Genomic DNA, 21454 nt, shown 5'->3' with positions numbered 1-21454 from the left:
GCGGCACGATTCCCCGAACTAGGACATCCCGAATACATGCTCACCGCTGACATCCGCTCCCGCTGGCTCGAATTCTTCGGCGACCGGGGGCACACGGTCGTTCCGTCCGCCTCCCTGGTCAGCGAAGACCCGTCGCTGCTGTTCACGGTGGCCGGGATGGTTCCGTTCATCCCCTATCTCTCGGGGCTGGTGCCCGCGCCGTACCCGCGAGCCACGAGCGTGCAGAAGTGCATCCGCACCCTCGACATCGAAGAGGTGGGCAAGACCACCCGGCATGGCACCTTCTTCCAGATGAACGGCAACTTCTCGTTCGGCGACTACTTCAAAGAGGGCGCCATCGGCTACGCCTGGGAGCTGCTCACCTCGCCCGAGAGCGAGGGCGGCCTCGGTTTCCCCGAGCGCGACCTGTGGGTCACCGTCTACGAAGACGACGACGAGGCGATCGATATCTGGAAGCGGGTCGCCGGGCTGCCGGATGCGCGCATCCAGCGTCGTGGCAAAGAAGACAACTACTGGTCGACCGGCCAGCCCGGCCCCGCCGGCCCCTGCTCGGAGATCTACTTCGACCGCGGACCGGCCTACGGCAGCGAGGGCGGCCCGGTGGCCGACGAGAACCGCTACATCGAAATCTGGAACCTCGTGTTCATGCAGTACCTCCGCGGTGAGGGCACCTCCAAGACCGAGTTCCAGATCCTGGGCGAACTGCCTCGCAAGAACATCGACACCGGCATGGGCCTCGAGCGCGTGGCGTTCCTCAAGCAGGGAGTCGAGAACCTCTATGAGATCGACCAAGTGCGCCCGGTGCTCGACCGTGCCGCCGAGATCTCGGGCCGCCGGTACGGCGCCGTGCACGACGACGACGTGCGGATGCGCGTGGTCGCCGACCACGTGCGCAGCGCCCTGATGCTGATGAGCGACGGTGTCACCCCGTCGAACGAAGGGCGCGGCTACATCCTGCGCCGTCTGCTGCGGCGCACCGTGCGTTCGATGCGACTGCTCGGCGTCGACACCGCCACCATGCCCGAGTTGCTCACTGCCTCGCGCGACGCCATGAAGGCCGCCTACCCCGAGGTCTCGGCCGACTTCGACCGCATCTCGCGTGGCGCCTACGCCGAAGAGGAGTCGTTCCTCCGCACGCTGACGGGCGGCACGACCATCCTCGACACCGCGGTGGCGGCGACCAAGGCGGGCGGCGCATCCGTTCTGGAGGGCCCCACCGCCTTCCTGCTGCACGACACCTACGGGTTCCCGATCGATCTCACCCTCGAGATCGCGGAGGAGTCCGGACTCGCCGTCGACCGGGTCGCATTCGAATCGCTGATGGCGGAGCAGAAGCAGCGCGCCAAGGCCGACGCGAAGGCCAAGAAGCTCGGCATCACCGATCTCACGGTGTACAGCCAGTTCCGTGCCCTGGGCGAGACCGTGTTCCACGGGTACGACGCGCTGGAGAGCGAGGCGCCGGTACTGGGTCTCATCGTCGACGGGGTCTCCGTGAACTCCGCGGTGGCGGGGGAGCAGGTCGAGATCATCCTCGCCGAGACCAGCCTCTACGCCGAGTCGGGCGGGCAGGAGGCCGACTCCGGCACCATCGTGGGCGACGGCTTCGAACTCACCGTGCTCGACGTGCAGAAGCCGGTGAAGGGCCTGATCAGTCACCGCGCCGAGGTCACGAGCGGCCAGGTGGCCGTGGGTGACCTCGCGCGGAGCGTCGTCGACTCGCAGTGGCGTCGCGGTGCCACCCAGGCGCACTCGGCGACCCACCTCATCCACGCGGCGCTGCGGGAGACTCTCGGCGAGCAGGCCCACCAGGCCGGTTCGTACAACAAGGCCGGGTACATGCGGCTCGACTTCTCCTGGAACCAGCCGCTCTCGTTCGAGACGCGCACGGAGATCGAGGAGATCGCGAACCTCGCCATCCGCGACGACCTCGAGGTGGTGACCCGCGAGCTGCCGCTCGACGAGGCGCGTTCCATGGGTGCGATGGCCCTGTTCGGCGAGAAGTACGGCGAGGTCGTGCGGATGGTCGACATCGGCGGACCGTGGTCGCGCGAGCTCTGCGCGGGCACCCACGTCGCCTCGAGCGCGCAGATCGGCATGATCAACCTGCAGGGCGAGTCGTCGATCGGCTCGACCAACCGTCGCGTCGAAGCGCTGGTGGGCATCGAGGCGTTCCGCGAGTTCGCGACCGAGCGCGCCCTGGTGTCGCAGCTCACCTCATCGCTGAAGACCCCGCGCGACGAACTGACCGCACGCATCGCCGACCTCACCGCGAACCTCAAGGCGGCCGAGAAGAAGATCGCGGCGTTCGAGGCCGGACAATTGTCGACGCGGATTCCTGCGCTGGCCGCCTCCGCGCATCCGGTCGGCGCCGTGACGCTCGTGGCCGAAGACCTCGGGGAGCTGCGCTCGCCCGACGACGTGCGTCACCTGGTCACCGGCGTGCGCGACGCGCTCACCGCATCCGGAACCACCTCGGCCGTCGTGGCGCTTGCCGCGGTCGCAGCCGGGAAGCCCGTGGTCATCGTCGCGACGACGGAGGGCGCGCGCGCCACCGGCGCGAAGGCCGGGGCCCTCGCCAAACTCGCAGCCGGTGTGCTCGGCGGCGGCGGAGGCGGCAAAGACGACCTCGCCCAGGGCGGCGGCACCGACGTCACCGCGATCGGCGCGGCGCTCACCGCGATCACCCAGTCCGTGGCCGGGTAGCGGATGCGCCCAGGAGTCAGGATCGGCATCGACGTCGGGAAGGCGCGCATCGGAGTGGCGCGCACCGACCCCCACGGCATGCTTGCGACTCCGGTGGAGACCGTTCCGCGCTCGAAAGACGGAGAGGGCGATGCCGACATCCGGCGCATCCGCGACATCGTCGCCGAGCTCGACGCGATGGAGATCGTGGTGGGCCTGCCGCTGTCGATGAGCGGGGGCGAGACCGCCTCCACTCAGGATGCCCGGGACTTCGCCGAACGCCTCGCCACGGCCCGGAATCCGCCCGTGCGGATGATCGACGAACGCCTCACCACGGTCTCGGCACAGACGGCTCTGCACGCCAACGGCCGCAATACTCGCAGTTCCCGCCCCGTGATCGATCAGGTCGCCGCGGTTATACTCGTGCAGCACGCCCTCGACAGTGAGCGTTCCTCGGGAAAGCCCCCCGGCATCCTCATCGACCCGAGCCAAGGAAAAGGTAGTGACTGACCGCCAGCCACCAGAGAACCATCCGTTCGCCGAGTTCTTCCGCGCAGAGACGCCCGTGGAGACGAAAGACGGACGCGCCAGCACGCGGAGCGGACAGCCCGCGACGAGGCGCGACGCGCGCCGGGTCGCGGAGCAGCCGGCTCACCACCGGGCCTCGAGTTCGGGCGGAGGCGGCGGGGGCCGCGGCGGCTACGACGACCGGGGTCACGAGCGCAAACCGCGGCGCTGGCTGAAACGTCTGATCGTGACCGTGGTGATCGTGGGCCTGCTCACCGCTGCCGGCGCCTTTCTCTACAACACCTTCGGAGCGCAGATCGCCACGATGTTCGCCGGCCAGCAGGTCGACGACTACGAGGGCGCCGGAACGGGCGAGGTGATGTTCGTCGTGAACGACGGCGACATCGGCGAGACCATCGGCGACAATCTCGCCGCGCAGGGCGTGGTGAAGAGCTCGGCCGCCTTCTACGACCTGCTGGTGAAGCAGGATCCAGCGCCCGTCTTCCAGGCCGGCACGTTCAAGCTGGCTGAGAAGATGAGCGCGCAGGCGGCGCTCGACGCCCTGCAGAACCCCGACAACAAGGTCGACTACACGGTCACCATCCCCGAGGGGTCGAGCGCGAAGGGCATCTACCAGGAGCTCGCCGACGTGACCGGGCAGCCGCTGGCCGACTTCGAGGCGGCGGGCGCGAACTATATCGCGCTCGGGGTTCCGGCGCAGGCGCCGAGCATCGAGGGCTTCCTTTTTCCGGCGACCTACACCTTCGAGCCCGGCCAGACGCCGGCCGACATGATCACCACCATGGTGCAGCGCACCTTCCAGTCGCTGGATGCCGCAGGAGTGGCTCCCGACGACCGCTTCCGGGTGGTCACCCTCGCCGCACTCATCCAGAAGGAGGCCGGCAGCGTCGAGGACATGTTCAAGGTCTCCCGCGTGTTCACGAACCGGCTCGACCAGGGCATGAACCTCGAGTCCGACGCGACCGTCGCCTACGGGGCGGGCCACAGCCGGGTGGAGACCACCTCGGCCGAGCGTGAAGACGCCTCCAACCTCTACAACACCTACGCGAACCCCGGACTGCCGATCGGGCCGATCTCCAACCCGGGCGACGACGCGATCAACGCGGCGCTGCACCCGGCCGACGGCCCGTGGTTGTACTTCGTGACCATCAACCTCGACACCGGCGAGACGGTGTTCTCGTCGACCGCCGACGAGCACGCCGCGGCCGTCGAGCAGTTGCAGCAGTGGTGGGCGGATCATCCTGATGTCCAATAGCGTCGCAGTTCCCGACGACGAGCCCGACCTCCTGCGAGACGGGCTGATGCTCGGCGTGCTCGGCTTTCCGATCGCGCACTCGCAGTCGCCGCTGTTGCATCGCACCGCCTACGCCGCTCTCGGTCTGCCCTGGAGCTACGACGCCTACGAGGTGACGACGGATGCCCTCCCCGGCTTCATCGCGGGCCTCACGCCGGAGTGGCGCGGCCTCTCGCTCACCATGCCGCTGAAGGAGACGGTGCTCGCCGAGCTCGACTCGGTCGATACGATCGGCGCGGCCACCGGAGCGGTGAACACCGTGCTCGTCAGCCGGCACGACGGCCGACGCCGCCTCGACGGATTCAACACCGACGTGTACGGCATTCGCGAGGCCCTCGTGCGCGCCGGTGTCGAACGCACCGTGCGCACCCTCGTGATCGGTGGGGGAGCGACGGCCCGTTCGGCCGTCGTCGCCGCGGGTCAGTTGGGCAGCGAGCACGTCGACATCGTGCTGCGGAGCCCCGCGAAGGCCGCCGATGTCGTGGCTGCGGCGCGCGCGGCCGGAGTCAGCTCGACCGTCACCGCCCTGCACGATCCCGCGGTGGGCGCGCTCGTGCCCGACCTCACCATCAGCACGCTGCCCGGCGGCGTCGGCGTCTCGGTGAACTTCGCCGGCACCGCCATCCCATCGTCGTCGACCCTGCTCGACGTCGCCTATCACCCGTGGCCGAGCGAACTCGCCGGTCTCTGGGAGTCGCAGGGCCGACTGGCGGTTCCCGGTCTCGCGATGCTGGTGCATCAGGCCGTGGCCCAGATCCGGGTCTTCCTCCGCGGCGATCCGCTGGTGAAGCTCGACGACGAAGAGCGGATCACGGCAGCCATGCTCGACGCGGCCGGCCTCGACGCCACGGGGCAGCTCCTCCCGTAGCACTGCTGCTGCTCGGGCCCGGCCGAACGCGGGTGCCGTCTGTGGGAAGATCGTAATCATGCTCCGTTGGCTCACAGCCGGCGAGTCCCACGGTCAAGAACTCATCGCGATCGTCGAAGGACTCCCGTCCGGTATCCCGGTTACCCTCGATCGACTTCGCGCGGATCTCGCGCGCCGCAAGCTCGGCTACGGCCGGGGGGCGCGGATGAAGTTCGAGCAGGACGAGCTGGCGATGACCGGCGGCGTCGTGCACGGCCGCACCCTCGGCAGCCCGGTCGCCGTGCGCATCGGCAACACCGAGTGGCCGAAGTGGACCGAGGTGATGGGTGTCGATCCGCTCGAGGAAGAGCTGTCCGGCACAGGCCGCAGCGCCCCGCTCACCCGTCCTCGCCCAGGCCACGCCGATCTCGTAGGCATGCAGAAGTACGACTTCGCCGAAGCTCGTCCCATCCTCGAACGCGCGAGCGCCCGCGAGACCGCGGCCCGCGTCGCTCTCGGCGCCATCGCGAAGGCCTTCCTCGAGCAGCTCGGCATCGAGCTCGTGAGCCACACGCTCGCCATCGGGCCGGTGCGCGTGCCCGACGGCGCCCCCCTCCCGCGCCCACGCGACGTCGACGCCCTCGACGCCGATCCGGTGCGGTGCTGGGATGCCGCGACCAGCGCGCTCATGGTGGCCGAGATCGATGACGCGCACAAGGAGGGCGACACCCTCGGCGGCGTGGTCGAGGTGCTGGCCTACGGTCTGCCGCCGGGACTCGGATCGCACGTGCACTGGGACCGCCGGCTCGACTCGCAGCTGGCCGCCGCCCTGATGGGCATCCAGGCCATCAAGGGCGTCGAGGTCGGCGACGGGTTCGAGACCACGCGGCGCCGCGGCTCGGCCGCGCACGACGAGCTCTACCGCGAGGGCGACGAGATCACCCGGTCGAGCGATCGCGCCGGCGGCACCGAGGGAGGCATGTCGACCGGCACCGTGCTGCGCGTGCGGGCCGGGATGAAGCCGATCGCCACCGTTCCTCATGCCCTGCACACCATCGACGTGGCGACGGGGGAGGATGCGGCGGCGCACCACCAGCGTTCCGACGTCTGCGCCGTGCCCGCGGCCGGCGTGGTCGCCGAGGCGATGACCGCGCTCGTGCTCGCGAACGCCGTGCTCGAGAAGTTCGGCGGCGACTCGGTCGGTGAGACCCGGCGCAACCTCGAGTCCTACCTCGCGGCCATCCCCGAGGCCCTCAGGACGGACATCGCCCGCCCGTGACCCTCGTTCTGATCGGCCCGCCCGCCTCCGGAAAATCGCGCATCGGCAAGCGCGTCGCCCGCATCCTCGGTGTGCCGTTCGTCGACACCGACAAGCTCGTCGTCGAGGCGCACGGACCGATCCCCGACATCTTCGAGACCCACGGCGAGCCGCATTTCCGCTCGCTCGAGCGGGCCGAAGTGGCGCGGGCCCTCAGCACCGACGCCGTGGTGTCGTTCGGTGGGGGAGCCGTGCTCGACGCCGACACGCAACGTGATCTGGCGGGCCACAGCGTGGTGCTGCTCACCGTGCAGCCGCATGCCGTGATCGCTCGGCTCGGCAACGGCAAGCGCCCGTTGGTGCCCGACATCGACTCGTGGATCGCACTCTACGAAAGCCGCCGAGACCTCTACGAGCGACTGGCCGATCACACCGTCGACACCACCGACCGGCCCACCGACGTGATCGCGGCCGAGATCGCCGACTGGGCTCGCGCGGAGCACCGCACCCCGAGGCCCACTCGCACCACCCGCCCAACCGAGGAGACCATCCGATGACCGACGACAGCACCGCCATCCCGGTCACCGGCGACACCGCCTACGACATCGTGGTGGGCCGCGGCGTTCTCGATCGTGTGGGCGACGGACTGGGTCCGGGCGTCAAGAAGGTGTTGGTCGTGCATCCGCCGACCCTCGCCGTGCTCGCGGCCGAACTGCGGGAACAGCTGCTCGACCGCTACGAGGTGCTGCTCGCCGAGATCCCGGATGCGGAGGCCGGCAAGCGGGTGGAGGTCGCCGCGTTCTGCTGGCAGGTCATGGGCCAGGCCGACTTCACGCGCACCGACGCTGTGATCGGCTTCGGTGGCGGCGCCGTCACCGACCTCGCCGGGTTCGTGGCCGCCACCTGGCTGCGCGGCGTGACCCTCGTGCAGGTGCCGACCACGCTCCTCGGCATGGTCGACGCCGCGGTGGGCGGCAAGACCGGCATCAACACCAACGAGGGCAAGAATCTCGTCGGCGCCTTCTACCCGCCGAGCATCGTGGTCGCCGACTTGGACCTGCTCACCAGCCTGCCGCGTAACGAGATCCTGGCCGGGTTCGCCGAGGTCGTGAAAGCCGGGTTCATCTCGGAGCCCGAGATCCTCGACATCATCGAAGCCGACGTCGATCGCGCCACCGACCCCACCAGCGACGAGTTCCGACGCCTGATCGAGCTCTCGATCGGGGTCAAGGCGCGCGTGGTGAGCACCGATTTCAAAGAAGCCGGCCTCCGCGAGATCCTGAACTACGGTCACACCCTCGGTCACGCGATCGAACACGCCGAGCGGTACCAGTGGCGGCACGGGGCGGCGGTTTCGGTGGGCATGGTCTACGCGGCGGAACTGTCGCGGCTCACCGGGTCGCTGCCGGACGCCGTGGTCGATCGGCATCGCGACATCCTCACCTCGCTCACGCTGCCGACCAGCTACCCGGCAGGCCGGTGGCAGACCCTCCTGGCCACGATGCAGCGCGACAAGAAGTCGCGCGGCGGTATGCTGCGGTTCATCGTGCTCGACGACATCGCGCGGCCCAGCGTGCTGCAAGGCCCCGAGACGGCGTTGCTGTTCGCCGCCTACCAAGAGATCGCGTCCTGAGGAGCATCGCATGGCATCCGTCCTCGTTCTGAACGGCCCGAATCTCGGCCGCCTCGGCAGCCGCGAACCGGACGTCTACGGCTCGCAAGATCTCGCGTCACTCGAGAAGCTCCTCGTCGCCGAGGCCGACGGGCGGGTCGAGATCGATCTGCGGCAGACCAACGACGAGGCGGAGTTGATCGCCTGGCTCTACGAAGCCGTCGATACCGGAACCCCGGTCATCCTGAACCCCGCCGCGTTCACGCACTACTCCTATGCGCTGCGGGATGCCGCCGCGCTGGTCACCAAGGCGGGCGTTCCGCTGATCGAGGTGCACATCTCGAACCCGCACGCCCGGGAGACCTTCCGGCACACCAGCGTGATCTCGGGAGTGGCTTCGGGAGTGATCGCCGGATTCGGGTTCGGGTCGTACCGGCTCGCTCTTCGGGGCATCCTCGACGCCTGAGCTACACTCTTTCAGGACCGAAACGCCGGTCGCACCTCAAGACTTCGAACGGATCACCTCTTTCATGGCTTCAACGAACGACATCAAGAACGGCACCGTGCTGAGCATCGACGGTCAGCTCTGGAACGTCATCGAGTTCCAGCACGTCAAGCCGGGCAAAGGCGGCGCGTTCGTGCGCACCAAGATCAAGAACGTGATGACCGGCAAGGTCGTCGACCGCACGTTCAACGCGGGCGCCAAGATCGACACGGCCAACGTCGACCGTCGCGACTACCAGTACCTCTACAAAGACGGTGACTCCTTCGTGTTCATGGACACGAGCGACTACGACCAGATCACGCTGCCGGCCGCCATCGTGGGCGAAGCGGCGAACTTCCTGCTCGAGCAGCAGACCGCCACGATCGCCCTCAGCGAGGGCGAGCCGCTCTACGTCGAGCTGCCCGCATCCGTGACCCTCGAGATCACCTACACCGAGCCGGGCCTCCAGGGCGACCGTTCAACCGGCGGCACCAAGCCGGCGACGGTCGAGACCGGATACCAGATCCAGGTTCCGCTGTTCCTCGAGATCGGCACCAAGGTCAAGGTCGACACCCGCACGGGCGACTACCTCGGCCGCGTCAACTAGGCGCGGGCGTTGAGCGCACGCACGAAGGCACGCAAGCGCGCCCTCGACATCTTGTACGCCGCCGACGTGCGGCAGATCCCGATCACCGAATCGCTGGCATCGGAGGCGACGCGAGCCGCCTCGGAGCCCGACCGGCAGAACTCGTGGCTCTATGCGCGCGAGATCGTCGACGGAGTGGTGGAGCACTTCTCCGAGATCGACGAGACCATCCAGAGCTACTCGCAGGGCTGGACCATCGCACGCATGCCCACGATCGACCGGGCGCTTCTGCGCATCGCGATCTGGGAGATCCTCTACAACGACGAGGTGCCGGCTTCGGTCGCGATCTCTGAGGCGGTCGAGGCGGCGAAGACCCTCTCTACGGAGGACTCCTCGAGCTTCGTGAACGGTGTCTTGGGCAAGGTCGCCGAGTCGGCCTGACACGCGCCGTCATCGGAGCCTGGATCTTTCTGATCCTTCCGGTGGCCGACCGCGCGTGCGGGGTTCGCTCGAGTGGAGTGAAACGCCGTTGATCCGGTGGCGTCGCCGACTGTGATCGGCTGGTCGTCGACGACGTTCCTGGCTGTGCGTGCCGTGATCGCCGACATCGTCGTGGCATGCGGCTCACCGTGCGCGGCTGGCGTCGAGCGCGCGTGGCGTCGAGGCACGGGCGCCCAGGTCAGCGAGGCGCCCAGCGCACCATGCGTAACAGAGGAAGACCGCGGGCGCGGATGCGGATGCGGATGCTCGCATTACCGTGCGCGTGCACTCGTACTGCCCAGCGCGGTGGCGGGGTCGAACAGCGCGTGCCGCGATGGCCGCGCGCTCGTTGTGGAGCGGCCGGTCGCGAGGCGTCTCGAGGCGGTGTGCCGGCGTCATACTTCGGTTCAGCCGCTGGGGGCGCGTGGGGGTGCGGTGTGGTGGTGGCGGCCGTGGGGGCTGCGCCAGTTGAGGTGGCGTGGCCGGTCGGGGTCGGGCTTGACGGTCCAGCCGGTGTCGTGTTTGAGGTGGTGGTGGCGGGAGCAGAGGTAGGTGAGGTTCTCAGCGGTGGTGGCGCCTCCGTGGGCCCAGTCGTGGGTGTGGTCGAGTTCGCAGCGGTTGGCGCGGCGTCCGCAGCCGGGGAATCGGCAGGTCTGGTCGATCGCAGCGAGCACCAACCGCAGCTCGGGTGAAGCGCTGTACCGGTCGCGCCCGGCCTCATCGTGTCCGTCGGCGCCGGTCGTGGGGAGGGCGGCACCGCCGCCGCCGGTGGGGCGGGCGGCGCTGCTGGGGCGGGTGGCGTCGGTGGTGGGGTGGGTGGCTGCGTCGCGCGTGGGCAGGTGGTCGGCGGTGGCGCGGCCCCAGTGTCGGGTGACCATTGTCGGTTCCCCCGTGACCGGGTGGGTCAGGACCCGGAGGAAGGTGGGGGCGGTGGCCGCGATCTGTCGGGCGGTGTCGGCGTCGATCGGGCCGTAACCGTGCAATTCGCCCGGTTCGTCGGAGGCTCCCGCGACGGTTGCCGCCGGCACGGTCACGAGAACGGCCGCGGTGATGGACGCGGGTCGGGCCGGGTTGTCGGGGGTGAGGATCAGTCGGGTGAGGGCGTCGGCGCGGCGTTGCGGGTGGGTGCGTGGGTCGGTGTCGGAGCGTTCGGCGCGGGCGATCTTGTCGAGCAGGTCGTCGATCGCGACCGCGTCGACCGCGGGCAGGTGGTGGGTGAGGGTCGCCATTCCGTCGCACTCGGGCGAGAGCCACACGCTCCGCTCCTCCCGCGCCTGCCTATTGCGCACGACGATGGATTCGGGGTGGGCGGTTTCGCGCATCCGGCGGGCCTTCTCGGCGAAACGGTGCGCCGGCGACACGGCCGCCTCGACGAGCAGCCGGGCTTCGAACTCCGGTCGGGCGTCCGCGGGCAGGGTGCAGGCGTGGGCGACGAGGTGCCGGGTGTGTAGCGCCGACACGCGGCCGTTTTCGAGGGCGGCGAGGGTGGTCGGGTAGTCGCGCACGAGCTGCTCGGCCTCGTTCATCAGCCGCGCCACGGTGCGCTCCGACCGCAATGTCGCAGTGGCGATCTCGACCGCCACGAGTGTGCGTTCACCGTCCCGCGCGGCCGAGAAATCCCGGCCGACCGGCGACACCAACCCGGCCCGCTCGTCAGCGATCACCGCCGCCGCGGCCAGGCCCCGGGCCCGCCGCGCATCCAACCCGGCCGTCAGGAGGTCGACCTCGCGGAGCTCGTCGATGACGGCATCGAGGCGGGCGTCGAGCTCCTCGGTGCGGGCCACGAACAAACTCTTCATGAGAATAATTCAAGCATGAGCCACTGACACTCGACCTGCCACGCCGATCTGCTGCCGCGCGCTGCGCGCTTGCCCGAAATGGACCGTGGCCGGGACGAACAGATGGATCGGCAAGCGCGCAGCGCGCGGCAGCCCGTGATGGCTGGTGTAAGGCGCTGCCGCTGGTAGGGTGGACGACGGTAACAACAGACATCCTTTAAGTCCGTCCGAGAGGCGGGGAAGGAGGTCGGTCGCATGGCGCGCACAGTGCTGCAGCAGGCTGACATAGCCCGGGCGTTGACTCGGATCTCGCACGAGATCCTGGAGTCCAACCGGGGGGCGAACGATCTGGTGATCCTCGGCATCCCGACCCGCGGGGTGATCCTCGCCGATCGGATCGGCCGCATCATCGCCGACATCGAACCGGGAACCGACCCCGGTGCGATCGTGGGCTCCCTCGACATCACGATGTACCGCGACGACCTCGCGAAGCATCCCACCCGCACCCCGAGCCCCACGCAGGTGCCGCGGCAGGGGATCGACGGCAAGACGGTGGTGCTCGTCGACGACGTGCTCTACTCGGGCCGCACCATCCGGGCCGCCCTCGACGCCCTGAACGACCTCGGCCGCCCCCGCGTCGTGCGGCTCGCGACCCTCGTCGACCGCGGTCACCGGGATCTGCCGATCCGTGCCGACTTCGTGGGCAAGAACCTGCCCACCTCGCGGGAGGAGCGCATCAACGTGCGGCTGGCCGAGATCGACGGCACCGAGGAAGTCAGCATCGAAGAGGCGGCGGGCGAGCGATGAGACACCTCCTCAGCACCAAAGACCTCAGCCGCGACGAGGCGATCCAGATTCTCGACATCGCCGAGGACATGGCGGATGTGCAGAACCGCGAGGTCAAGAAGCTCCCGACCCTCCGAGGCAAGACGGTGGTGAATCTCTTCTTCGAAGACTCCACCCGCACCCGCATCTCCTTCGAAGCCGCCGCCAAACGGCTCTCGGCCGACGTCATCAACTTCTCGGCGAAGGGCTCCAGCGTCTCGAAGGGCGAGAGCCTGAAAGACACCGCGCAGACCCTCGCTGCCATGGGCGCCGACGGCGTGGTCATCCGCCACTCCGCCTCGGGCGCCCCGCAGGTGCTGGCGCAGAGCGACTGGATCGACGCGGGCGTGGTGAACGCCGGCGACGGCACGCACGAGCACCCCACCCAGGCCCTGCTCGACGCCTTCACGATGCGCCGGCGCCTGCACGGCGACGCCGCCCGCGGCAAGGCTCTCGACGGGGTGAGCGTCGTGATCGTGGGCGACATCCTGCACTCCCGTGTCGCCCGCTCGAACCTCTGGCTCCTCCGAACCCTGGGGGCCACCGTCACCTTCGTGGCCCCGGCGACTCTCGTGCCCGTAGGCATCGACACCTGGCCGGCCGATGTCAGCTTCGACCTCGACGCCACCCTCGCGCTCACGCAACCCGACGTGGTGATGATGCTGCGCATCCAGAGCGAGCGGATGAACGCCGCCTACTTCCCGAGCGCGCGCGAGTACGCCCGGCAGTGGGGCCTCGACGACGAGCGCTTGGCGCGGCTCCGCCCGGATAGCATTGTCATGCACCCCGGACCGATGAATCGCGGTCTGGAGATCTCGGCCGGTGCGGCCGACTCCGCGCAGTCGACAGTTCTCGAACAGGTCGCGAACGGGGTGTCCATCCGGATGGCGGTCCTCTACCTGCTGCTCTCCGGCGAACGAGAGGCCCAGGCATGAGCACCACGTATCTGCTGAAGGGCGCAACCCTCCCCGACGGCTCCGGGGCCGACATCCTGATCGCCGACGGCCGCATCGTCTCCACCACCCGGGGAACGGATGCGGCGGGTGCAGTCGTCGTCGACGCCGCCGGACTGGTGGCCCTCCCGGGCCTCGTCGACCTGCACACCCACCTCCGCGAACCCGGCTTCGAGCAGAGCGAGACGGTGCTCACCGGCACCCGCGCCGCCGCGGCCGGTGGCTTCACGAGCGTGTTCGCGATGGCCAACACGATGCCCGTCTCCGACACCGCCGGCGTGGTGGAGCAGGTGCAGTCGCTCGGCGACGCGGCCGGCTACGCCACGGTGCGGCCGATCGGCGCCGTCACGATCGGCCTCGCGGGCGAACGCCTGAGCGAGATCGGCGCCATGGCGCAGTCCCGCGCCGCGGTGCGGGTGTTCTCCGACGACGGCAAGTGCGTGCACGACTCGCTGCTCATGCGCCGCGCGCTCGAATACGTGAAGACCTTCGACGGCGTCATCGCGCAGCACGCGCAAGATCCGCGGCTCACCGAGAACGCCCAGATGAACGAGGGCGCACTCTCCTCCGAGCTCGGCCTGAAGGGCTGGCCCGCCGTGGCCGAGGAGTCGATCATCGCCCGCGACGTGCTGCTGGCCGAGCACGTCGGCGCGCGCCTGCACGTCTGCCACCTGTCGACGGCCGGGTCGGTCGACGTCATCCGCTGGGCGAAGGCACGCGGCATCCAGGTCACCGCCGAAGCGACCCCGCACCACCTCCTGCTCACCGAAGACCTCATCCGCAGCTACGACGCGCGCTACAAGGTGAACCCGCCGTTGCGCCGCGACGAAGACGTGCAGGCGTTGCGCGAAGGGGTCGCCGACGGCACCATCGACATCGTCGCCACCGACCACGCACCGCACCCACGGGAGTCGAAGGAGAGCGAGTGGGATGCCGCGTCATTCGGCATGGTGGGCCTCGAGTCCGCCCTTCCCGTGGTGCAGACCGCCCTCGTCGACACCGGTCTTCTCGGCTGGAACGACGTGGCCCGTGTGCTGTCCACCACCCCCGCCCGGATCGGCCGCCTGAACGGCCACAGCCACTCCTTCGAGGAGGGCGCGCCCGCGAACATCACCCTCGTCGACCCGGCCGATCGCAGCAGCTTCACGCTCGACCGCCTGGCGGGCAAGAGCCAGAACACGCCGTTCGATGGCGTGACGCTCTCCGGCCGCGTGCGCTGGACCTTCCACCACGGCTTCCCGACGCTCCGCGACGGCGAGCTGGCCCCGGTCGAGGAGGCGGCGGAGCATGCGCGCGATCTCGCCTTCGGCCTCGCCCGAGAGGGGGTGCCGGCCCGTGGCTAGAATTCTGCCCGCTGTGCTCGTCACGGCCTTCCTCCTGCTGCTGCTCGTCGCCATGTTCTGGGCCTGGCGGGCCCGCAAGAAGCGTCAATCCGCGTTCCAGAACCCCCTCGACGCCCCGGCGGCGGATGAACGTGGTGCCGAACTCGGCAGCGCCTCCGTGCTCTACGTGGCCACCACCACCGCCGGCGAACCGCTCGACCGGCTCACCATCCCCGGGCTCGCCTTCCGCGGTCGCGGCGTGGTCACGGTGTTCGAGCAGGGCGTGTCGCTCACCATTCCCGGCGAGCCGGAGACCTTCATCCCGCGCGAGCGCCTCCGCTCGGTGGGCACCTCGACCTGGGCCATCGACCGCGTGGTCGAGACCGGCGGCCTGGTGCGCTTCGACTGGACGTACCCGGCCGAGAGCAGCCCCGTCGACGTCGAGAGCTACGTGCGCGCGATCGAGCTGGGCGACGCCGCCCGTCTCATCGACGCTACGGATTCGATCATCCCGATTTCCGATAACCCGCTCCACCCGCAACAGGAAGGACCCTCGTCGTGATCTCAACCGAACCCGCCGTGCTCGTGCTGGAAGACGGTCGACGCTACGAAGGCCGCGCCTACGGAGCCCGCGGCCGCACCCTCGGCGAAGCCGTCTTCGCCACCGGGATGACCGGCTACCAGGAGACCCTGACCGATCCGAGCTACGCCGGCCAGATCGTGATGCAGACCGCCCCGCACATCGGCAACACCGGAGTGAACGACACCGACAAGGAGTCGTCGAAGATCTGGGTGGCCGGCTACGTGGTGCGCGACCCCTCCCGGGTGGTGTCGAACTTCCGTGCGCAGCGGAGCCTCGACGACGACCTCGTCAGCGACGGCGTCGTGGGCATCTCGGGCATCGACACCCGTGCGGTGACCCGGCACATCCGTTCCTTCGGCGCGATGCGCGCCGGCATCTTCTCGGGTGCCGACTACGAGCTGAGTCAGACCGAACAACTCGGTGCGGTGCGCTCGGGCGCCGAGATGGCGGGGCAGAAGCTCTCGTCGATCGTGTCGACCCATGAGCGCTACCAGGTTCCGGCGGTGGGGGAGCGGATCGGCTCCGTGGCCGTGCTCGACCTCGGGGTGAAGACCTCCACGCTCAACTACCTGGCCGAGCGGGGTTTCGACGTGGAGGTGCTGCCGGAGTCGGTCACGGCCGACGAGGTGCGTGCGCTCGCGCCCGACGCGCTCTTCTACTCCAACGGCCCCGGCGACCCCGAGGCATCCGAAAGCCACGTCGAGTTGCTGCAGGATGTCCTCCGCGGTGGCACTCCCTACTTCGGCATCTGCTTCGGCAACCAGCTGCTCGGCCGTGCGCTCGGCTTCGGAACCTACAAGCTGCCCTTCGGCCACCGCGGCATCAACCAGCCGGTGCTCGACCGCACCACCGGCCGGGTGGAGATCACCAGCCAGAACCACGGATTCGCCGTCGACGCCCCGCGCGAGGGTGTCGTCGACTCGCCGGCCGGTTTCGGCCGGGTCGAAGTGAGCCACGTGAGCCTCAACGACGACGTGGTGGAGGGCATCCGCTGCCTCGACATCGACGCCTTCTCGGTGCAGTACCACCCGGAGGCGGCGGCCGGTCCGCACGACTCCATGTACTTGTTCGACCGCTTCCGCGACATGATCCTGGCGAAGAAGAGCGCGGCCCTCGGGGCCGACACGAACTTCGTCGAGGCGCCCTCTGAAGGAGACCACGAGTAATGCCACGCAGAGAAGACATCCAGAGTGTTCTCGTCATCGGCTCCGGCCCGATCGTCATCGGCCAGGCCTGCGAGTTCGACTACTCGGGTACCCAAGCCTGTCGCGTGCTGCGCGAGGAGGGCGTGCGCGTCATCCTGGTGAACTCCAACCCGGCCACCATCATGACCGACCCCGACTTCGCCGACGCCACCTACGTGGAGCCCATCACCTGGCAGGTCATCGAGTCGATCATCGCCAAGGAGAAGCCGGATGCGATCCTGCCGACCCTGGGCGGCCAGACGGCGCTCAACGCGGCCATCCAGCTGCACGAGCACGGCATCCTCGAGAAGTACGGCGTGGAACTCATCGGCGCCAACTTCGAGGCGATCAACAAGGGCGAAGACCGCCAGATCTTCAAGCAGCTCGTGATCGACGCCGGCGCCGAAGTGGCCCGGTCGCACATCGCGCACACGGTCGAGGAGGCCGTCGGGTTCGCCGAAGACCTCGGCTACCCGCTCGTCGTGCGCCCCTCCTTCACCATGGGCGGTCTCGGTTCGGGCTTCGCCTACACCGTCGAGGAGCTGCGCCGCATCGTCGGCGACGGCCTGCACCAGAGCCCCACCACCGAGGTGCTGCTCGAGGAGTCGATCCTCGGCTGGAAGGAATACGAGCTCGAACTCATGCGCGACACGGCCGACAACACGGTCGTGGTGTGCTCGATCGAGAACGTCGACCCGGTCGGCGTGCACACCGGCGACTCGATCACCGTGGCCCCGGCCTTGACACTGACCGATCGCGAATACCAGCGGATGCGCGACATCGGCATCGACATCATCCGTGCCGTCGGCGTCGACACCGGCGGCTGCAACATCCAGTTCGCGGTCGACCCGGCCAACGGCCGCATCATCGTGATCGAGATGAACCCGCGCGTCTCCCGGTCGAGCGCCCTCGCCTCGAAGGCCACCGGGTTCCCGATCGCCAAGATCGCCGCGAAGCTGGCCATCGGCTACCGGCTGGACGAGATCCCGAACGACATCACGAAGGTGACCCCGGCATCCTTCGAGCCCACCCTCGACTACGTCGTGGTGAAGGTGCCCCGCTTCGCCTTCGAGAAGTTCCCGGCCGCCGACCCCACCCTCACCACCACCATGAAGTCGGTGGGCGAGGCGATGGCGATCGGCCGCAACTTCTCACAGGCGCTGCAGAAGGCACTGCGCTCGCTCGAGAAGCGCGGCTCGTCGTTCCACTGGGAGCCGCTCAGCACCTCGAAAGACGAGCTGCTCGCCATCGCCGCGGTGCCGACCGACGGCCGCATCGTGACCGTGCAGCAGGCCCTCCGCGCCGGTGCCACGATCGAGGAGGTCTTCGAGGCCACCAAGATCGATCCCTGGTTCCTCGACCAGATCGTGCTGATCAACGAGGTGGCCGAGGCCATCCACGCCTCGGAGAACGCCGACACGGCCATGTTCACGCTGGCCAAGGAGCACGGCTTCTCGGATGCCCAGATCGCGTCGCTGCGCGGCTTCGGCGAGAAGGAGGTGCGCGAGGTGCGGCACATCCTCGGCATCCGTCCCGTCTACAAGACTGTCGACACCTGCGCGGGGGAGTTCCCGGCGCTCACGCCCTACCACTACTCCAGCTACGACCTCGAGACCGAGGTGGAGCCCTCGGATCGCCGCAAGGTCGTCATCCTGGGCTCGGGCCCGAACCGCATCGGCCAGGGAGTGGAGTTCGACTACTCCTGCGTACATGCCTCGTTCGCGCTGTCGGATGCCGGCTTCGAGACCATCATGATCAACTGCAACCCGGAGACGGTCTCCACCGACTACGACACCTCCGACCGCCTCTACTTCGAGCCGCTCACGCTCGAAGACGTGCTGGAGGTCATCCACGCCGAGCAGCAGTCGGGCGAGCTCGTGGGCGTCGTCGTGCAGCTCGGCGGGCAGACCGCTCTGGGACTCGCGAAGGGGCTCGAGGAGGCCGGTGTGCCGATCCTCGGAACCACTCCGGATGCGATCGACCTGGCCGAGGAGCGCGGACTGTTCTCCGGCATCCTCGACGCCGCCGGCATCCTGGCGCCGAAGAACGGCACCGCCACCGACTACGAGACCGCCGTCGTGGTGGCCGAGGAGATCGGCTTCCCGGTGCTCGTGCGCCCCTCCTACGTGCTGGGCGGGCGCGGGATGGAGATCGTCTACGACACCCCGTCCCTCGCCGACTACTTCGAGCGGATCGCCGGCCAGGGCATGGTGGGCACCGCCAACCCGCTGCTGGTCGACCGCTTCCTCGACGACGCGATCGAGATCGACGTCGACGCGCTCTATGACGGCCACCAGCTCTACATCGGCGGCATCATGGAGCACCTCGAGGAGGCCGGCATCCACTCGGGCGACTCCAGCTGCACGCTGCCGCCCGTGACCCTCGGCCGCGACCAGATCAACCACGTGCGCGACGCGACGCTCGCGATCGCCCAGGGGATCGGTGTGCGGGGCCTGCTGAACGTGCAGTTCGCGATCGGTGCGGGCATCCTCTACGTGCTCGAGGCGAACCCGCGGGCTTCACGCACCGTGCCGTTCGTGTCGAAGGCGCTCGGCATCCCGCTCGCCAAGGCCGCCTCGCGCATCATGGTGGGCTCGACCATCGACGAGCTGAAGACCGAGGGCATGCTCCCGGTGCAGGACGGCTCGATCGTGCCGCTCGACTCGCCGGTCGCCGTGAAGGAGGCCGTGCTGCCGTTCAAGCGCTTCCGCACCAAGGAGGGCCTGATCGTCGATTCGGTGCTTGGGCCTGAGATGCGCTCGACCGGTGAGGTCATGGGCATCGACCGCGACTTCCCGCGCGCTTTCGCGAAGAGCCAGGAGGCCGCATACGGCGGCATGCCGACGAGTGGAACCGTGTTCGTCTCGGTCTCCGACCGCGACAAGCGGGCCATCGTGCTGCCGGTGCTGCGCCTGCAGCAGCTCGGCTTCGAGATCCTCGCCACGAGCGGAACCGCCGAAGTGCTGAACCGCAACGGCATCCACGCCCGCCTGGTCACGAAGTACTCCGAGGGCAAGGACGGCGACGGGGAGACCGTCGTCGACCTGATCAACGCCGGCAAGGTGGACATCGTGATCAACACGCCTTCGGGTCGGTCGGCGCGGGCCGACGGTTACGAGATCCGCGCCGCCGCGGTGGCGGCGGACAAGCCGTTGTTCACGACGATCGCACAGCTCGGTGCAGCCGTGGCGTCCTTCGACGCCTTGTCCGAGGGCTTCGATGTGACGTCGCTGCAGGAGTACGCGATCGCCCGGAGCGCCCGGGGATGACCGGAGCGCAGAAGAGTTCGACATTCGGCGCACGACTCGACGCGTCCATCGTGGCGAACGGGCGGCTCTGTGTGGGCATCGACCCGCATCCGTACCTCCTCGATTCCTGGGGGCTGCCGTCGAGCGCTGACGGAGCGCGCCGCTTCGGACTCGCCGTCATCGATGCCGCTGCCGGCCGAGTCGGCGTCGTGAAGCCTCAGGTCGCGTTCTTCGAGGCCTACGGGTCGGCCGGGTTCGCCGCCCTCGAGGAGGTGCTGGCTGCCGCCCGCGCGGCCGGACTCCTCGTGATCGGCGACGCGAAGCGCGGCGACATCGGCTCCACCAACGACGGCTACGCGAATGCCTGGCTCGAGCCCGGCTCACCGCTCGAGGTCGACGCCCTCACCGTGACCGCCTTCACCGGCGTCGGCGCGCTCGGCGGCCTGTTCGACCGGGCCGAGGCGAACGGCAAGGGCGTGTTCGTGCTGAGTGCGACCTCGAATCCCGAGTCGCGCGTGCTGCAGACGGCGCGAACGGATGCCGGCGCCACCGTCTCGCGGCTCGTCGCCGATGAGGTGGCCGCCCGCAACACCGACCGCACCCGTCTCGGCGACTTCGGTGTGGTGCTCGGCGCCACGAAGCGTCTCGACGACTACGGCTTCACGAACGACGCCGTGCGTGCGCTCTCCACCACGCCGGTGCTCGCACCGGGCTTCGGTTTCCAGGGCGCCGAGTTCTCGCAGCTGACCAGCGTGTTCGGCCCGCTCGCGCCGAACGTGCTCGTGGCGGTGTCGCGCTCGATCCTGCAGCACGGCGCATCCGGTCTCGCCGACGCCATCGACATCGACGTGGCGCACCTGGCTGGGGTGGCTCGATGAAGCCGCCCGAGGTCGACCGGGTCGCCGCCTCTCGTGCCGCGGTCGCGGCGCGGCGGGCCCGCGCCTCGGTGAAGCGTGCCGTGAACGAGCGGCGGCTGAGCGCCGTCGCCGTGCTCGACACCGCGCTGTCCTCCACCGAGAGCGTCGAGGCGACGATGCGGGTGCGCGACCTTCTGCTGAGCATCCCCGGCCTCGGACCGGTGCGGGTCGACCGCGTGATGGAGCGGCTCGAGATCGCCGCCTCGAAACGGCTCTCGGGCCTCGGGGTGCACCAGCAGCAGCGGCTGCGGGAGTTCCTGCTGAAGCGGGCGCCACGGGTGGAGCAACCCGAGCAGAGCCGCCTCGTCGTGCTCGCCGGCCCGACCGCCGTGGGCAAAGGCACCGTCTCCACCTACATCCGGGAGAACTACCCCGAGGTGCTGCTCTCGGTCTCGGCCACCACCCGCGCTCCGCGGCCAGGTGAGATCGACGGCGTGAGCTACTACTTCATCGACGACGACGAGTTCGATCGGATGATCGCCGCCGGCGAATTCCTCGAGTGGGCCGTGGTGCACAACAAGTCGCGCTACGGCACGCCGCGCACGCCGATCGACGAGGCGCTCGGCGCCGGGCGCAGCGTGCTGCTCGAGATCGACATCCAGGGCGCCCGTCAGGTGAAGACCGCGATGCCCGAGGCGATGCTGGTGTTCTTGCTGCCGCCCACCTGGGAGGAATTGGTGCGCCGGCTGATCGGCCGTGGCACCGAATCGCTCGAGGAGCAGGAGCGCCGGCTCACCACCGCACGGGTCGAATTGGCGGCTCAGGACGAGTTCGATCACCGCGTCGTGAACCGGGATGTGCGGGCAGCGGCGGCGGAGGTCGTAGAATTGATGCAGATTCAGAAGGCGATCGACCTTCACGGCAAGGAGTAAC

The 21454-nt window shown here is 69.1% G+C and carries 19 protein-coding genes; 18 read left to right on the top strand and 1 reads right to left on the bottom strand.

Features of this window, described 5'->3' with window-relative positions; translation table 11 throughout:
* Positions 1-36: 36 nt before the first annotated feature.
* From alaS to nusB, 10 genes are all read left to right on the top strand, one after another.
* On the top strand, positions 37-2703 hold the full coding sequence (alaS, locus tag N1027_RS15370) for an alanine--tRNA ligase (RefSeq protein ID WP_259509009.1): 2667 nt from the start codon (positions 37-39) through the stop codon (positions 2701-2703).
* A 3-nt stretch (positions 2704-2706) separates the two neighbouring features.
* The gene (ruvX, locus tag N1027_RS15365; protein WP_259509008.1) at positions 2707-3192 is read left to right on the top strand and encodes a Holliday junction resolvase RuvX; all 486 of its coding nucleotides are present in this window, start codon (positions 2707-2709) and stop codon (positions 3190-3192) included.
* The gene (mltG, locus tag N1027_RS15360) at positions 3185-4465 is read left to right on the top strand and encodes an endolytic transglycosylase MltG (protein WP_259509007.1); all 1281 of its coding nucleotides are present in this window, start codon (positions 3185-3187) and stop codon (positions 4463-4465) included. The genes ruvX and mltG overlap by 8 nt, the downstream gene beginning before the upstream one ends.
* Positions 4455-5372 carry a shikimate dehydrogenase family protein gene (locus N1027_RS15355; RefSeq protein WP_259509006.1) on the top strand — a complete coding sequence of 306 codons (918 nt, stop codon included), beginning with the start codon at positions 4455-4457 and terminating at the stop codon, positions 5370-5372. The genes mltG and N1027_RS15355 overlap by 11 nt, the downstream gene beginning before the upstream one ends.
* Before the next feature lie 58 nt (positions 5373-5430).
* Complete coding sequence (gene aroC, locus N1027_RS15350; protein ID WP_259509004.1) at positions 5431-6630, top strand: chorismate synthase; 1200 nt, start codon at positions 5431-5433, stop codon at positions 6628-6630.
* Positions 6627-7166, top strand: coding sequence for a shikimate kinase (locus N1027_RS15345; protein WP_259509003.1), 540 nt, complete (start codon positions 6627-6629; stop codon positions 7164-7166). The genes aroC and N1027_RS15345 overlap by 4 nt, the downstream gene beginning before the upstream one ends.
* The gene (aroB, locus tag N1027_RS15340) at positions 7163-8242 is read left to right on the top strand and encodes a 3-dehydroquinate synthase (RefSeq protein WP_259509002.1); all 1080 of its coding nucleotides are present in this window, start codon (positions 7163-7165) and stop codon (positions 8240-8242) included. The genes N1027_RS15345 and aroB overlap by 4 nt, the downstream gene beginning before the upstream one ends.
* Before the next feature lie 10 nt (positions 8243-8252).
* A complete protein-coding gene (locus tag N1027_RS15335; protein ID WP_259509001.1) occupies positions 8253-8687 on the top strand; it encodes a type II 3-dehydroquinate dehydratase in 435 nt (144 codons plus the stop codon).
* 64 nt (positions 8688-8751) lie between these two features.
* Positions 8752-9312 carry an elongation factor P gene (gene efp, locus N1027_RS15330; protein ID WP_259509000.1) on the top strand — a complete coding sequence of 187 codons (561 nt, stop codon included), beginning with the start codon at positions 8752-8754 and terminating at the stop codon, positions 9310-9312.
* Positions 9313-9321: 9 nt separating this feature from the next.
* The gene (gene nusB / locus N1027_RS15325) at positions 9322-9732 is read left to right on the top strand and encodes a transcription antitermination factor NusB (RefSeq protein WP_259508999.1); all 411 of its coding nucleotides are present in this window, start codon (positions 9322-9324) and stop codon (positions 9730-9732) included.
* Positions 9733-10178: 446 nt separating this feature from the next.
* On the opposite strand, the gene N1027_RS15320 is transcribed toward nusB, so the two are convergent.
* Positions 10179-11570: an HNH endonuclease signature motif containing protein gene (locus N1027_RS15320; protein WP_259508998.1), complete on the bottom strand. Its 1392-nt coding sequence runs from the start codon at positions 11568-11570 to the stop codon at positions 10179-10181.
* 234 nt (positions 11571-11804) lie between these two features.
* Here N1027_RS15320 and pyrR point away from each other — a divergent pair, with 234 nt between their 5' ends.
* From pyrR to gmk, 8 genes are read left to right on the top strand one after another with little or no spacing between them, the layout of a single operon-like run.
* A complete protein-coding gene (gene pyrR, locus N1027_RS15315; protein WP_259508997.1) occupies positions 11805-12356 on the top strand; it encodes a bifunctional pyr operon transcriptional regulator/uracil phosphoribosyltransferase PyrR in 552 nt (183 codons plus the stop codon).
* A complete protein-coding gene (locus N1027_RS15310) occupies positions 12353-13309 on the top strand; it encodes an aspartate carbamoyltransferase catalytic subunit (protein ID WP_259508995.1) in 957 nt (318 codons plus the stop codon). Before pyrR ends, N1027_RS15310 begins: the two co-directional genes overlap by 4 nt.
* Positions 13306-14670, top strand: a complete 1365-nt coding sequence (locus N1027_RS15305) for a dihydroorotase (RefSeq protein ID WP_259508994.1) — start codon at positions 13306-13308, stop codon at positions 14668-14670. Before N1027_RS15310 ends, N1027_RS15305 begins: the two co-directional genes overlap by 4 nt.
* Positions 14663-15211, top strand: coding sequence for a PH-like domain-containing protein (locus tag N1027_RS15300; RefSeq protein ID WP_259508993.1), 549 nt, complete (start codon positions 14663-14665; stop codon positions 15209-15211). Before N1027_RS15305 ends, N1027_RS15300 begins: the two co-directional genes overlap by 8 nt.
* Positions 15208-16398: a glutamine-hydrolyzing carbamoyl-phosphate synthase small subunit gene (gene carA, locus N1027_RS15295; protein WP_259508992.1), complete on the top strand. Its 1191-nt coding sequence runs from the start codon at positions 15208-15210 to the stop codon at positions 16396-16398. The genes N1027_RS15300 and carA overlap by 4 nt, the downstream gene beginning before the upstream one ends.
* Positions 16398-19685 carry a carbamoyl-phosphate synthase large subunit gene (gene carB, locus N1027_RS15290; protein ID WP_259508991.1) on the top strand — a complete coding sequence of 1096 codons (3288 nt, stop codon included), beginning with the start codon at positions 16398-16400 and terminating at the stop codon, positions 19683-19685. Before carA ends, carB begins: the two co-directional genes overlap by 1 nt.
* On the top strand, positions 19682-20542 hold the full coding sequence (gene pyrF / locus N1027_RS15285) for an orotidine-5'-phosphate decarboxylase (RefSeq protein ID WP_259508990.1): 861 nt from the start codon (positions 19682-19684) through the stop codon (positions 20540-20542). The genes carB and pyrF overlap by 4 nt, the downstream gene beginning before the upstream one ends.
* On the top strand, positions 20539-21453 hold the full coding sequence (gene gmk / locus N1027_RS15280; protein ID WP_259508989.1) for a guanylate kinase: 915 nt from the start codon (positions 20539-20541) through the stop codon (positions 21451-21453). Before pyrF ends, gmk begins: the two co-directional genes overlap by 4 nt.
* The last annotated feature ends 1 nt before the right edge of the window (position 21454 follow it).

The organism is Herbiconiux aconitum (assembly GCF_024979235.1).
In the GTDB taxonomy this organism is placed as follows: Bacteria; Actinomycetota; Actinomycetes; order Actinomycetales; family Microbacteriaceae; genus Herbiconiux; species Herbiconiux aconitum.
Note: the sequence above shows the minus strand (reverse complement) of the source record. Positions and strands in the feature narration are given on the sequence as shown.